General features: G+C 66.5%; 12 protein-coding genes. 6 read left to right on the top strand and 6 right to left on the bottom strand.

The window, feature by feature from the left end; translation table 11 throughout:
- Positions 1 to 105: 105 nt before the first annotated feature.
- Positions 106 to 1,350 (top strand): MFS transporter, encoded by a 1,245-nt coding sequence (locus tag ASD86_RS09510; protein WP_056109781.1) that lies wholly within the window; start codon positions 106 to 108, stop codon positions 1,348 to 1,350.
- Positions 1,351 to 1,533: 183 nt separating this feature from the next.
- Here the strand turns inward: ASD86_RS09510 and ASD86_RS09505 are convergent, their stop codons facing one another.
- Positions 1,534 to 3,894, bottom strand: a complete 2,361-nt coding sequence (locus ASD86_RS09505) for a TonB-dependent receptor (RefSeq protein ID WP_056109778.1) — start codon at positions 3,892 to 3,894, stop codon at positions 1,534 to 1,536.
- Between the two features lie 445 nt (positions 3,895 to 4,339).
- Between ASD86_RS09505 and ASD86_RS09500 the strand changes: the two genes are divergently transcribed.
- Both ASD86_RS09500 and ASD86_RS09495 read left to right on the top strand, forming a co-directional pair.
- The gene (locus ASD86_RS09500; protein ID WP_157476390.1) at positions 4,340 to 4,942 is read left to right on the top strand and encodes a hypothetical protein; all 603 of its coding nucleotides are present in this window, start codon (positions 4,340 to 4,342) and stop codon (positions 4,940 to 4,942) included.
- Positions 4,942 to 6,246 carry an XVIPCD domain-containing protein gene (locus tag ASD86_RS09495; RefSeq protein WP_056109774.1) on the top strand — a complete coding sequence of 435 codons (1,305 nt, stop codon included), beginning with the start codon at positions 4,942 to 4,944 and terminating at the stop codon, positions 6,244 to 6,246. Before ASD86_RS09500 ends, ASD86_RS09495 begins: the two co-directional genes overlap by 1 nt.
- Before the next feature lie 142 nt (positions 6,247 to 6,388).
- On the opposite strand, the gene ASD86_RS09490 is transcribed toward ASD86_RS09495, so the two are convergent.
- Complete coding sequence (locus tag ASD86_RS09490; protein WP_056109772.1) at positions 6,389 to 7,165, bottom strand: NAD(P)H-dependent oxidoreductase; 777 nt, start codon at positions 7,163 to 7,165, stop codon at positions 6,389 to 6,391.
- A gap of 86 nt (positions 7,166 to 7,251) precedes the next feature.
- Here ASD86_RS09490 and ASD86_RS09485 point away from each other — a divergent pair, with 86 nt between their 5' ends.
- Positions 7,252 to 8,145 carry a LysR family transcriptional regulator gene (locus ASD86_RS09485; RefSeq protein ID WP_056109770.1) on the top strand — a complete coding sequence of 298 codons (894 nt, stop codon included), beginning with the start codon at positions 7,252 to 7,254 and terminating at the stop codon, positions 8,143 to 8,145.
- 129 nt (positions 8,146 to 8,274) lie between these two features.
- Here the strand turns inward: ASD86_RS09485 and ASD86_RS09480 are convergent, their stop codons facing one another.
- The 3 genes from ASD86_RS09480 to ASD86_RS09470 all read right to left on the bottom strand — a co-directional run bounded on the left by ASD86_RS09480 (position 8,275) and on the right by ASD86_RS09470 (position 11,049).
- On the bottom strand, positions 8,275 to 8,880 hold the full coding sequence (locus ASD86_RS09480; protein WP_056109768.1) for a LysM domain-containing protein: 606 nt from the start codon (positions 8,878 to 8,880) through the stop codon (positions 8,275 to 8,277).
- Between the two features lie 154 nt (positions 8,881 to 9,034).
- The gene (locus ASD86_RS09475; protein WP_082578214.1) at positions 9,035 to 10,054 is read right to left on the bottom strand and encodes a M28 family peptidase; all 1,020 of its coding nucleotides are present in this window, start codon (positions 10,052 to 10,054) and stop codon (positions 9,035 to 9,037) included.
- A 44-nt stretch (positions 10,055 to 10,098) separates the two neighbouring features.
- Complete coding sequence (locus tag ASD86_RS09470; RefSeq protein ID WP_235567735.1) at positions 10,099 to 11,049, bottom strand: hypothetical protein; 951 nt, start codon at positions 11,047 to 11,049, stop codon at positions 10,099 to 10,101.
- Between the two features lie 349 nt (positions 11,050 to 11,398).
- On the opposite strand from ASD86_RS09470, the gene ASD86_RS09465 reads away from it, so the two are divergent.
- On the top strand, positions 11,399 to 11,869 hold the full coding sequence (locus tag ASD86_RS09465) for a hypothetical protein (RefSeq protein ID WP_157476388.1): 471 nt from the start codon (positions 11,399 to 11,401) through the stop codon (positions 11,867 to 11,869).
- A 78-nt stretch (positions 11,870 to 11,947) separates the two neighbouring features.
- Here the strand turns inward: ASD86_RS09465 and ASD86_RS26575 are convergent, their stop codons facing one another.
- Positions 11,948 to 12,142, bottom strand: a complete 195-nt coding sequence (locus ASD86_RS26575) for a hypothetical protein (protein ID WP_157476387.1) — start codon at positions 12,140 to 12,142, stop codon at positions 11,948 to 11,950.
- Between the two features lie 126 nt (positions 12,143 to 12,268).
- On the opposite strand from ASD86_RS26575, the gene ASD86_RS26570 reads away from it, so the two are divergent.
- Positions 12,269 to 12,589 (top strand): hypothetical protein, encoded by a 321-nt coding sequence (locus tag ASD86_RS26570; RefSeq protein WP_157476385.1) that lies wholly within the window; start codon positions 12,269 to 12,271, stop codon positions 12,587 to 12,589.
- Positions 12,590 to 12,645 lie beyond the last annotated feature (56 nt).

The raw sequence follows: 12,645 nt of genomic DNA, 5'->3' as shown, positions 1-12,645 counted from the left end.
TCCCATCGCTGCGCAGGACCGCGGGTATTGGGCCCGGCGCGAAGGTTTGTCGATCCGCGGTGGCCTGCTTCGTCGTATCAGAGAGCACCCCACGGGCCGCGCCTCATGAACGACACGACCGCCTCCTCCCCCACCCTGGACCGCAACTGGGCTCTGGTCGCCGCCGGCGCGCTGATGGGCTGCGTGGCCATCGGCGCGGTGTTCTCGCTGGCGGTGCTGCTGCAACCGATGAGCACGGCGACCGGGTGGTCGCGCGCCGGACTGTCCAGCGCGATGACCCTGGCGTTTCTGAGCATGGGCTTCGCCGGCTTCGGCTGGGGCGTGCTCAGCGATCGGTTCGGGCCGCGGGTGGTGGTACTGGCCGGCTCGGTGCTGCTCGGCCTGGCCTGCGTACTGGCCAGCCGCGCCGGCAGCTTGCTGCAGTTCCAGCTCAGCTACGGCGTGTTGCTCGGCGCCGCGGCGGCCAGTTTTTTCGCGCCGGTGATCGCGGCGGTCGCGGCCTCGTTCGACCGGCGACGCAACCTGGCGATCTCGCTGGTGTCGGCCGGCATGGGCGTGGCGCCGATGACCCTGTCGCCGCTGGTGGCCTGGCTGGTCGGCGAATACGGCTGGCGCAGCAGTCTGTTGATCGTAGGCGTGCTGGCGTGGGCGCTGACCTTGCCGGCGGTGTGGTTCGTGCGCGGCGCGCCGATGGCGGCGTCGGTCGGAGCGGCCGACGTCGACAACGGCAGCAATACCCTGAGCGCCGCGCAGGCACTGCGCTCGCGGCCGTTCATCGTGCTCGCGGCGGCGTTCTTCGCCTGCTGCGCGGCGCATTCGGGGCCGATCTTCCATACCGTCAGCTACGCGGTCGGTTGCGGTCTGTCGGTGACCGCGGCGGTCACGATCTACAGCATGGAAGGCGCGGCGGGGCTCGGCGGTCGGTTACTGCTGGGCGTGCTCGCCGATCGGTTCGGCGCCAAGCCGGTGCTGGTGGCCGGACTGTTGATCCAGGCGTTCGCGGCGCTGGCTTATCTGGCGGTGAATCAGCTCGACGGTTTCTACGCGGTGGCGATCGTGTTCGGCATGGCCTACGGCGGCACCATGCCGTTGTATGCCTCGCTCGCGCGCGATGCGTTCAGTCCCGCGATTCTCGGCACCGTGCTCGGTGCGGCCACGTTGTTGTCTAGCCTGGGCATGGCGCTCGGCCCGTTGATCGGCGGTTGGTTGTACGACCACTACGGCAGCTACACCTGGCTGTATGTCGGCTCGATGGCGATGGGCCTGGCCGCGGCGGCGATCGCGATGCTGTTTCCGTCGGCACGGCGGCCGCGGGCCGGCGGCGACTTGCAGCCGGCGTTGCAGTCGTGACGGGTCGTTGCCGATGACGCGTTCGCGTCGTCCAGATGCAGCCGGGCCCGCGCCAAAGTTCAACGGCCTTCTTCGCAGCGATCCGAGCACCGAAAAGGCCGATGAGTCCGTCATCGGCCTTTCCGCTTTCACGTTTGAGATCGCACGGCCGCCCTTATCGCGACCGCCGACTATCGGCCAGCATCAATGCCAGTTGACGTTCACCGACACCCCGACGATGCGCGGCTCGTTGTAGACCGCGGCCATGTAGTTCTCGATCACGCCCTTGAGGTTCTTCTCATTGGTGATGTTGCGCGCGAACAGGGCGACTTCATAAGCGCCGTAGCCGCCGGTGTAACCCACCTTCAGGCCGCCCTCGAAATTGCCGCTGGCGTTGAATTCCTTCGAGTCGTACAGGACGAAGCTGGTGTAGCCCTGCTTGTTCCAGTCGGTGGCGACGAACAACGCGCCGCTGTCGCTCAGCGGAATGTCGTAGCGCGCGCCCAGGTTGACGCTGTACTTGGGCGCGTTCGGCAGCGGGTTGCCGTCGATCTGGGCGAAGGTGTTGGCGCCGACCTTGATGGTCGGGTCCTCGACCGTGCACACCACCGCGCCGTTGAGCGCGCAGACCTGCGCGTACACGCGCTTGTCCTGGATTTCGCTGTGCAGCAGGCTCACACCGGCGGTCAGCGACAGGTTCGGGATCGGACGCCAGTCCAGGTCGGCTTCGATGCCGTAGCCGCGGGCCTTGTCGGCGTTGAACAGCACGCCGTTGCCGTTGGAGTCGTTGCCGTTGAGCTGGATGTCGTCGACGGTGTAGGTGAACGCGGTGGCATTCAAGCGCAGGCGGTTGTCGAACAGACTGCTCTTGATGCCCGCTTCCCATGACAGGATGGTTTCCGAATCGGCGGTGGTGAAGTCGGCGTTGAACACCGCCGAGCGGCCCTGGATGGTTGGCCCGCGGAAGCCGCGCGCGACCTTGGCGTAGACGCTGAGGTTCGGGTTGATCTCGTACATCGCGCTCAGGTCCCAGCTGGGCTGGGTATCGGACATGCGCACGTCGCGGCGGCCGGTGTAGGTCGACACGCCGGCGACGGTGTCGGCGGTCTTGAGCAGACGGGTTTCCTTGGTGTCGCGGGTCTGGCGCAGGCCGGCGGTCAGGGTCAGCGCGTCGCTGACCTTGTAGCTGAGCTGGCCGAACGCGGCCCACGAGGTGTTGAAGTTGCGCAGGCGCACCCAGTTGTTGGGATTGCGCGCCGGGCCGTTTAGGAACCACGCGCGCTGATAGAAATCGGTGACGTCGCGGCCGTCGAAGTAGAACGCGCCGACCTGCCACTGCAGCGCGTCGTCGGTTTCGCTGGCCAGACGGAATTCCTGGGTGAATTGATCCAGATCACGGATCTGCCCCATCGACTGGCCGAAGCCGTTCGGCACGCCGCGCACCGGGTAGTTCGCCGCGGCGCCGCCGTCGGTGTCGCCGCGGCTGTAACCCGACGTTGTTTCGTAGGCACTGATCGAGGTCAGCGAGGTTTCGCCGAAGTTGTAGCTCGCCTTGATCGAGCCGCCATAGGTCTTGTACGCCTGCGGGTTGTTGCCGGCTTCGTCATAGGCGACCTGGTCGCGCGGCACATCGACCTCGTTGGAGCCCTTGACGATGGCGTTGCGCAGGAACAGCGTCGAGGTGCCCGAATAATCGCGCGCATGCGCCGAAGCCAGGACCGAGAAATTCTCGCTGGGTTCCAGCAGCAGCTGCACGCGCAGGTTGCGGTCGTCGAAACCGCCCATCGCGTCGTTCTTCGGCGTGACCGTGCCGTCGGCGCTGGCGCCGGCGAAGGTGTTGTCGACCCAGTCGTCGCGGTGCTGATACAACGTGGACACGCGGAACGACAGCACGTCGTTGATCGGGCCGCCGATGCCGCCGTCGATCGACACGGTGTTGTAGCTGCCGACGCTGGCCTGCACGCGACCGCTGAAATCCTGGCTCGGCTTGATGCTGTCGAACTTGATGATGCCGGCGGTGGTATTGCGGCCGAACAGCGAGCCCTGCGGGCCGCGCAGCACTTCGACCTGATCGGTGTCGAACACCGGATTGGATTTGAGCACCACGTGCTCGAGCACCACGTCGTCCTGGATGATCGACACCGGCTGCGAAGCGCCGAGATAGAAGTCGATATTGCCCAGGCCGCGGATGTAGAAGCGCGGGAAGATGCGGCCGGTGGTGGTTTCCGCGTACAGGCTGGGGACCCGGCCGGACAGCGCCAGCAAGGTGTCGTCGCCGCCGGCGGTCAGCGCGCGCATCGCGTCGCCCTGCATCACCCCGACCGAGACCGGCACGTCCTGCAGGTTCTGCTCGCGGCGCTCGGCGGTCACGGTGACCGCGTCGAGCGATGTGGCCGATTGCGTGGTCGCGGCCGCTTGCGGTGCGTCCTGGGCCGACGCGGCGGTGGCGGCCGAAACCAGCAGCAAGGCGCCGCAGGCGCGGGCCAGCGCGGTCATGGCGAGCGGACGACGGGAAACGGCGACGCCGCCGCGCATGGGCAGGCGGGCTTCGGGGTACAGGGACATCGTGGGTGATCCTTTGGGGGAATGCCTGGAGTGCAATGGCGCGCGGCGGGCGCAAGGCCGGCGACCGGTCGCGGATGCTTCCGCGTCGCGGCACGGTATGTCACAAGTGTTGCATGCGGGTTGCAGATCGGCGCCGCTGGCGGACTGGCGACGACGCGGCGCGAAGCCGACTCGCAATGCAAATACGCAGGCTCGCCCGGCGCCATCGACCGACACGACCAGCCTTTACGATCGACCCATGATCACCGGGCGATGCAAGCCCGCGAACGCCGGATCCTACCTCTCGTCGGTCGCTGCCGCATCGCAACAACCTTATGGATCAGTCACTCCCCGGCCGCGTTTGACACGCCGCCAGGCCTGGCCCAGGCTGGTTTCAGCCTGACCACGGGTCAAGTGAATGGAAGCTCATAGCCGCCTGTCTGCCGCATTAGGGATGATCGCCATCATGAGTATGCACAGCGCCGCGAGCGCGAACCCACCGCAGGCGCCCAGCCTGTTCACCGCACCCACGCCGGTCGCCGCGCCGGTGGTCAAACTCAACCCACATGCGCGCGACGGCCATGTCCTGAGTTTTCATTTCGACGATCTGCCGCAGGCGCTGACTCAGGTCACCGCCACCGCCGACTTCCAGGTCGCCAATGTCGAATGCGTGCCGGTCGATTACGGCAAGGCGATCGGCGGCGTGCGCCTGGCGCCGCGCCACAGCCTGCCGCTGAACCTCAAGCGCGACGACGACGGCCGCTATGTCGCGATCGTGCATGTCGACGCGCTGCTCGACGAAGACTATTACGGGCTCGGAGTATGCCGCTGGGAACTGACCACGGCGACGGTGCATTTCCATTCGCCCAGCACGCATTTCGTCGGCGGCCTCAAGGCCGACCGATTGATCGCGGGCGGCGAAACGGTCCAGTACTACCTGGCGCGCGACCTCGCGCAGAAACCGCGCTCGATGGATTACGTGTACGGCGAAACCGCGGCCGATTTCTATCAGGCCAGCGCCGGTCCGCAGTTCACCTTGGTACTGAACGCCCACAAGGAAGTGCCGTGATGCCCAGCAGCCAGGACTATGCAGCGCTCAGCCAGGACGCCTACAACGATCGCCGCGCCGATCCCACGGTGTCCTTCCCGGTCAACGGCGTCGACTATCGCGTGCTCGCCACCGCCAACAATCGCGAGAACGGCTATCAGGGCACGGTCTACCAACGCGTGGATTCGGGCGAGATTATCGTTGCCCATCGTGGCACCGAGCCGAGCAACGGGGTCGGCGAATTCGTCCGCGACGTGATTCGCACCGACGGCGGCATGGTGATCAACGGCGCCAACAATCAGGCGCCCGACGCGATCGCGCTGACCCAGCGCGCGATCGACATCGCGCGCGAGCAAGGCGAACGCACCGGCCGCCCGCAGCCGCCGGTCGCGGTCACCGGCCATTCGCTCGGCGGCACCCTGGCGCAGATTTCCGCGCACCGGTTCCAGGCCGAGGGCGTGCACGGCGAGACCTTCAACTCGTACGGCGCGGCCGGCCTGAACATGGGCATCCCGGCCGGCGACAACGACCGCATGATCAATCACGTACGCGCCAGCGACACGGTCAGCTCGGCCAGCCCGCAATATGGTCAGACCAAAGTGTATGCGACGCAGGAAGACGTCGACGCGCTGCGCGATGCCGGCTATGCGAACAACCGCAGGCAATCGTTCTGGCCGGATTTCATCGGCGGCGATCTGCGCAACCCGGTCGGCGTGGTCGCCAGTCGCGGCCTGGCCGCGCACGACATCGCGCCGTTCGCCGGCGGCCCGGGCACGCCGCCGCTGATGACCCAGGCCAATCTCGACCGCGCCCAGCAGTTCGATCCGATGATCGACAAGTTTCGCGGCGACATCGGCGCCGCGCGCGCCGGCATCACCGGCGCTTCGCAGGGCGTGCAGGACGGCATCCGCCGCGTGCGCGAGGGTTGGAACGACCTGTTCTCGCACAACGGTCACGTGCAGGGTGCGCCGCTGATCAGCGACAGCCCGCTGCTGGGCCAGACCTATGCGGCGATCGATCGCGGCGGCCCGGCGCTCGCCGGCCTGGACCATCGCGCCGTCGCCAGCCTGACCGCCAGCGCCGGCGCGCAAGGCCTGCACGAGATCAACCACGTCGCACGCGGTAACAACGGCACCTTGTTCGCGGTGCAGGGCCAGTCACCCAACGATCCGGCGGCGTTGCGCGCCTCGGTCGATCTGGAAACCCAGCGGCAACCGCTGGCGGTGAGTTCGCAGCAATCGGTGCAGCAGGCCGAACAAGCGCAGCGCAACGGCGCGCAGCAAGAGGCGGTCGAACAGACCCGGCGCAATCCGTCGATGGTGTGATCGCGCGGCGGTCGCGGCTACGGCGGCGTGACTTGCAAGCTAAAGCGGGGCGGATTCGTCGTTAGACCGAATCCGCCCTTTTTTCTGTCAGCGACGTTCGTCGCGATGCACGCGAATGCCCGCTGCCGGCGCGAGCGTCAGCCTATTCGATATGCGCGGCGAACCCGACCCGCTCCGGCGCGATGTGCTCGCGCAAGGTCAATGCTGGAATCTGGTAGTCGCCGGCATTCTGGCGGCGGTACGCGATCGGCGCGGTCGTCTCCAATGCGTCCAGGCGTTGCCCGAGCGCCTCGCACAGATCGGCGTATCGCGCCTCGTCGGTGCGGCTGCTGCGATAGACCACGAACGGCGGCAGCACGCTGAAGCCGGGGTAATACAGCACGCCGTGCTGGATCGGAAACAGCACATCGTCGATCGGGCCGTTGATGCCGCGCGGACCGTAATGCGATTCCCAGCCTCCGGTGGTGACGATCAGCATCGCGCGCTTTCCGGCCAGGCTGCCTTCGCCGTAGCGATCGCCCCAGTGGCGGTCGGAGTGTTCGCCCACGCCATAGGCGAAACCGTAGGCATACACGCGATCGACCCAGCCCTTGAGGATCGCCGGCATCGAGAACCACCACAGCGGAAACTGCAGGATCACCGTATCGGCCCAGCGCAGCTTGTCCTGTTCGCGGGCGATGTCCTCGCGCTGGGTGCCACTTTCGAACGCGCGCCTGGAATCGCGGGCCGGATCGAAGCGCGCGTCCGGGTCCTGATCGGTGCTGTCGTCGGCATCGATCGCTGCCTTCCAGCGCATCGCGTACAGATCCGACACCTGCACATTGTGGCCGGCCTGCTGCAGCCGCTGGATGGTGAAATCGCGCAGCGAGCCGTTCAAGGAGCGCGGTTCGGGATGGGCGTAAATCAGAAGCACGTTCATGACGAAGGCCTGCGAAGTCGGAAAACACCACGGTAGGCGCCAGCCCGATATATTGGAAATTGATTTGTGATATTCCAGGTATAGCCATGACTAATCTCAGGCGACTCGATCTCAACCTGCTGGTGACGCTCGATGCGCTGCTATCGGAACACAACGTCACCCGCGCCGCGCAACGGCTGAATTTCTCCCAGCCTTCGATCAGCGTGCATCTGGCCAAGCTGCGCGATGTGTTTGGCGACCCGCTGTTGCTGCCCGGGCCGCGCGGCATGCGCCCGACCGCGCGCGCCGACGAGTTGCGCGAACCCTTGCGTCAGGCCTTGGCCGCGCTGGAACGCGCGGTCTCGCCCGCGGCCGCGTTCGATCCGGCCCAGGCCACCCAGACCTGGCGCGTGGCCGCGTCCGATTACAGCGAATCCACCGTGCTGTTGCCGGCCTTGATCGGCTTGCGCGCGGCCGCGCCGGGCACGCGTCTGGCCGTGGTCGAAGCGTCGCCCTCGCGCATCGCCAGACAGGCCGAGCAAGGAGATATCGATCTGGCCTTCCACACCAGCCACGATGCGCCCAGCGGCCTGCGCCGGCGCACTTTGTTCGCCGAGCGTTATGTGTTGGTCGGCCGCGCCGGGCATCCGCGTCTGAAACGGCGACCGACCCTCGCGCAGTTCTGCAAGCTCGATCATGTGATCGTGTCGCCCGACGGCGGCGGCTTCCATGGCGTCACCGACGATGCGCTGGCGCCGCTCGGCCTGCGGCGACGCGTGGTGCTGTCGGTGCCGCACTTCCTGTTCGTGCGCTCGGTGCTGGCGACTACCGACTTGGTCGCGATGCTGCCCGCGCGGCTGGTGCGCGACACCCCGGCGCTGCGGGTGGTCGATCCGCCGGTCGAGGTGCCCGGTTACGAGATGGCGATGCTGTGGCACGAACGCGTGCATCGCGATCCGGCGCATCAATGGCTGCGCGAGCATATCGCCGGGTCAGTGTGAAACCGGTTCGCTTCGAACGCGATGCACTGCGTCGCACGAACCCCACGTATCCGATAAATCGACGGATCCCATAAAAACAAACGGCATGCCGCAAGGCATGCCGTTCGCATCGCAACTTCAAATCGACGATCAGACTTCGTTGTTGATCGCGGTCGAGCGTTCCTGCGCGGCTTCGCGCGCCGCCGCGGCCAGCTCCGGCTTGCCCTGCGCTTCGTAACGCTGGGCGATCTGTTCGCCCAGGGCGACCGCTTCGTTGCCGTAGTCTTCGCGGCTGTTGCCGCTGTAGCTCATACCGGCATCGATCTCGGCCTGCACCGCTGCCTTGAAGTCGTTCCTGGTGTCGGTCACGTCCTTCGACTTGGCTTCCCATTCGCCGCGATTCGCCGAAGGCTGCTCGCTGGCCTGGGTCGCCGCGTCGTACTTGGCCCCGGCCGCGTCGGTGGCCTTGGCTTCCGCGGTCGGCGCGAACACCACTTCGCCCGGGTAGATCAGGTCGGCGCTGCGGGTGTTCGGATTGGAGGCCGGATCGAGACTGAACTGCGGATTCGCCGCGAGCAGTTCTTCCAGCGGAATGTTGTTGTCGGCGGCGATCTGGCTGAGGTTGTCGCCCGGCTGGACCACGATCGGCTTCATGCCCGACGGCGTAACGACTTGCGCGGCCTCGACTTCGGCCTTGGTGTTCACCAGTGCGCCCAGCTGCGGCCCCGCGTAGGACGGGCCATTCAAAGCGGTCATGTGCTGCCTCACGGAATAGAAAAATCTCGTGGCGGCATTGCAGCGCATGTCGCGGCGCGAACAAAGCTGGGGCTGACCCTAGCGCGGGGCGTGCAGATGAACAGGTGCGTCGCGGCCGATTGCGGCGTGTTCGCGGGTTCTCGCGACGTTTCGATCAGGGCCGCTGACTCATCGCATACACCGCCTGCACCACCTTCGCCATGCGCGGGTAATCAAGCCGGTCGTAGGTGTCGCTGGCCTGGTGGTAGGTGTCGCTGCGCAGGAACGCGGTGTCGCTGACCATCCAGGCCGGATAGCCCTGCGCCCAGTAGCTGAGGTGATCGGAGAAATCCACGCCCTGCACCAGCAGCGGCGGCGCGCTGATCGAATGCACCGGCAGGTCGGTGGCGCCGGCCATCGTCGCCTTCAACGCGCGGGTCTGGCCGAAGTCGCCCATGCGGCCGACCAGCACGGCGAAATCGCCGCGATCGGAATACAGCCGGTGCATGCCGCGCACCGGATAACGCTGACTGCCGGGCCGGTCGCTGAAGCGGCCGATCATCTCCAGCGACAGCATGTACTCCACCTCGCGTCCGGCCTGGCGCAGCGAGCGCGCGTGATGCGCGCTGCCCATGTGTTCGCTGCGAAAATGCGGCGGCTCTTCCAGGGTGTAGGCGACCAGTTCGATCGGTCGGGTCTGCTCGCCGCGGCCGAGCATGCGCGCGAGTTCCAGCAGGCCGGCCACGCCGCTGGCGTTGTCGTCGGCGCCGGGCGTGTGGGTCTTGGGCGAGTAACCACGCGGGTCGTCGTTTTCGACCCCGACCTCGGCGAAGGAATCGTAATGCGCGCCGATCACTCGCAGCGGGCCGTTCGCCGGCCCGAATCGCCCGATCACGTTGCGGTAGACCATGCCTTCGACCGTCACGTCCTGATAGCTGACCTGCGCGCCGGCCAAGCGCAGTTGTTCGTGGATGTAGCGCGCGGCCTGATCGAGGGTTTCGGTCTGGTCGTAGCTGCGCGGATACAGGTCCACCGACAGATGCTTGACGTCGGCGAGCAAGCGCTGCGGATCGGCGGCCGGCGGCGTGGAGGCGATCGGTCGCACCCAGGGCTGCACCACCGCGAACACGATCAGGCCGGCGATCGCCGCGACGATGGCGATCAGGGTTGCGATCCGTCGCAAGAACTTCAACATGCCTCGATTCCTTTCGATGGGTGGCGACTCAAGTCCTGCTCGGTTCAAACCCAGCGCTGATCGACCAGCTCGCGCTTGATGTAGGCGTAGTAGATCGGCCCGACGATCAATCCCGGCATCGAGAACGCCGCCTCCATCACCAGCATCGCCAACAGCAGTTCCCAGGCGCGCGCCTGGATCTCGCCGCCGACGATGCGCGCGTTGAGGAAATATTCCAGCTTGTGGATCACCACCAGATAGGCCAGCGCGGCGATCGCGACGTACAGCGATATCGACAGCGCGGCGATGGTGATCAGGGTGTTGGAGATCAGATTGCCGATCACCGGCAACAGGCCGGCGACGAAGGTGATCGCGACCAGGGTCTTGGCCAGCGGCAGGCGGATGCCGAACAGCGGCAGCACGATCAGCAGGAAGATCGCGGTGAAGGTGGTGTTGAGCAGGGAGATCTTGATCTGCGCGAACACCACCCGGCGGAACGCGTCGGCGAAGCGACTGGCGCGGCCGAGCAGTTCGTTGGCGAGCGGGCCGAGCCGGCCGATCGGCTGCTCGTCGTACAGCGCGATCATCGCGCCGAGCACCATGCCGATGATCAACCGCACCGCGACCTGCGCCACTTCGGCGCCGGCCAGGCTCAGTTCGCCGCGATGCGCCTCCAGCCACGCCGACACCGCGCGCTTGAGGTCGCTCATATCGTCGGGCAGGTAGGGCTGGGCCCACGGCGGAATTTGCCCGCGCGAGGCGTCGATGATCTCCATCACCCGCGCCAGCAGGGCCTGTTCGCCGCCGGTATCGACCCGGAAGAACGTCACCAACCCGAGCACGGCCAGGATCAGCAAGCCGATGATGACGAACGCCAGCACCGCCACCGCGATGATGCGGGCGCGGTCGCCGCGCACCTTGCGCTCGACCAGTGGCGCCAGCACGTGGATCAACTGGAACACCAGCAGCCCCGACAGCAAGGCGCCGACCAGGCCCAGCCGCAGCACCAGGTACATGCCCGTCAAGGCCAGCAACCACGCGGCGATACGACTGACGGGACAGGCCAGGGGCGAACGGTCTGCCGCGGCGTCGGACGCGGCGGCGACGGGGGAACCGGTCATGGCGAACTCTCGAGGGCCGCGCGATCGCAGCGCCGACAGTTTACGAGCAGCGCTCGGGCTTTTGATACGCAAGTGAGCAAACGGTGTGGACCGGCCGTGGGCGCGCGGCGCGGACACCGTCTTCGCTGTCGGTTTTACCCCCGCCGCCGCGTTCTATCGCTTGCCAACCCGCGCGCGGATCACGGTCGACGTTCACCTCGCGATCGATCCGCCGCTCGGGCGCATTCTCTCCAAGGAGCCCGACATGTCCATCCATATCCATCAACGCTCATCCCGCCGGCGCTACGTCCTGCCCGGCCTGTGCCTGTTCGTCGCGGCCTGCATCGCCGCGCCGGTCCAGGCGCAGACCGCCACCAGTAAGTTGACCCTGACCTACCTCGACAGCTATCTGACCCCGGCCAATCAGGCGGTCTCAGCCGCGGTCACCTATTCGACCGTTCCGGCGGGCACCACCAGCGGCGGGGGCTATACCTTCCTGGCGCCGTCCACCCTGACCATCGTCAACAGCGGCACCCGTTTCCCGGGGCCGCGACACACGCTCGAAACCCTCACCCTGCACTGGCAGGGTGCGAGCTGCACGGTGTTTCCGGTGTTGCTGTCGTTGCCCGACAGCAGCTGCGGGTTCGATCAGCCGATCTGGGGCATCACCTGGGCCGCGTTGATCCACAACGATGGCAACGGCAATTATTCGTTCCAGTTGACCGGCGAGCTGTAACGCGCACGAAGAAAGAGCCTCGCACGCGAGGCTCTTTCGATACGACTCGATCGATACGGCCCGATCGACCGCGAACGCTTACAGCGGTACGCAGCAACCCACGCGGCCGCCGCCGTAGCGGCAACCGGCCTTGCACGGACAACCCGAATCCGGGTTGACGCACTTGCCACCGATCATCGTGGTCTGGAACGCGCCCACGGCGCCGACACTGAACGACCCGACGATCGCGAGCGCCAGCAGAACCGCTTTCATCCTGGATGCGACTTGCTTCATGTTCCCTCTCCTTAGATTGAGACCTGCGCGGCGTCTTCCCTGACGCGTGAGGCGGTCGGCGGTGGGTAACGTCCTTGTGCTCGATCGGTCCGACGTGGGTGGCGGCGACGCGGGGCGATCGCGCGCATGCGCTCTGTCGTCATTGCCGACAGATGCTTTCGCTTGCAACGGATAAGAAGCCCCGCGCATCTATACCCGAGCCATGACGCCACTACTTCGACGCCGATCACGCCCTGGAAGGTCCGCTCGATGAAGCGCCGACGGCATGCATTGGCGAACGTGGTGGTTCCAGCTCAGGCGCGCGACGAGCGAGCGACGAAAAACCCGCACGCCGATGCGGCGCATCGCGAACTTTTTTTCGTTATCCCGATGCGCATCGCAGATGCGACGATCGTTGCGCGTGGCGTGTCGCGTCGTAGCGAAACCGCGCATGCATGTCGCGGATAAATACGCACGATTCGTTATCGGCGCTGCATCAACAAACCCGCGATCGATGGCGGACG

Source organism: Lysobacter sp. Root690 (genome assembly GCF_001427785.1).
In the GTDB taxonomy this organism is placed as follows: domain Bacteria; phylum Pseudomonadota; class Gammaproteobacteria; order Xanthomonadales; family Xanthomonadaceae; genus Lysobacter.
This window is presented reverse-complemented; position numbering and strand designations above follow the sequence as displayed.

What these genes read in the sequence shown, in the direction of transcription:
- ASD86_RS09510 (WP_056109781.1), top strand. Translation starts at nt 106, where the DNA reads ATGAACGACACGACCGCCTCCTCCCCCACCCTGGACCGCAACTGGGCT.
- ASD86_RS09505 (WP_056109778.1), bottom strand. Translation starts at nt 3,894, where the DNA reads ATGTCCCTGTACCCCGAAGCCCGCCTGCCCATGCGCGGCGGCGTCGCC.
- ASD86_RS09500 (WP_157476390.1), top strand. Translation starts at nt 4,340, where the DNA reads ATGAGTATGCACAGCGCCGCGAGCGCGAACCCACCGCAGGCGCCCAGC.
- ASD86_RS09495 (WP_056109774.1), top strand. Translation starts at nt 4,942, where the DNA reads ATGCCCAGCAGCCAGGACTATGCAGCGCTCAGCCAGGACGCCTACAAC.
- ASD86_RS09490 (WP_056109772.1), bottom strand. Translation starts at nt 7,165, where the DNA reads ATGAACGTGCTTCTGATTTACGCCCATCCCGAACCGCGCTCCTTGAAC.
- ASD86_RS09485 (WP_056109770.1), top strand. Translation starts at nt 7,252, where the DNA reads ATGACTAATCTCAGGCGACTCGATCTCAACCTGCTGGTGACGCTCGAT.
- ASD86_RS09480 (WP_056109768.1), bottom strand. Translation starts at nt 8,880, where the DNA reads ATGACCGCTTTGAATGGCCCGTCCTACGCGGGGCCGCAGCTGGGCGCA.
- ASD86_RS09475 (WP_082578214.1), bottom strand. Translation starts at nt 10,054, where the DNA reads ATGTTGAAGTTCTTGCGACGGATCGCAACCCTGATCGCCATCGTCGCG.
- ASD86_RS09470 (WP_235567735.1), bottom strand. Translation starts at nt 11,049, where the DNA reads ATGTACCTGGTGCTGCGGCTGGGCCTGGTCGGCGCCTTGCTGTCGGGG.
- ASD86_RS09465 (WP_157476388.1), top strand. Translation starts at nt 11,399, where the DNA reads ATGTCCATCCATATCCATCAACGCTCATCCCGCCGGCGCTACGTCCTG.
- ASD86_RS26575 (WP_157476387.1), bottom strand. Translation starts at nt 12,142, where the DNA reads ATGAAGCAAGTCGCATCCAGGATGAAAGCGGTTCTGCTGGCGCTCGCG.
- ASD86_RS26570 (WP_157476385.1), top strand. Translation starts at nt 12,269, where the DNA reads ATGCGCTCTGTCGTCATTGCCGACAGATGCTTTCGCTTGCAACGGATA.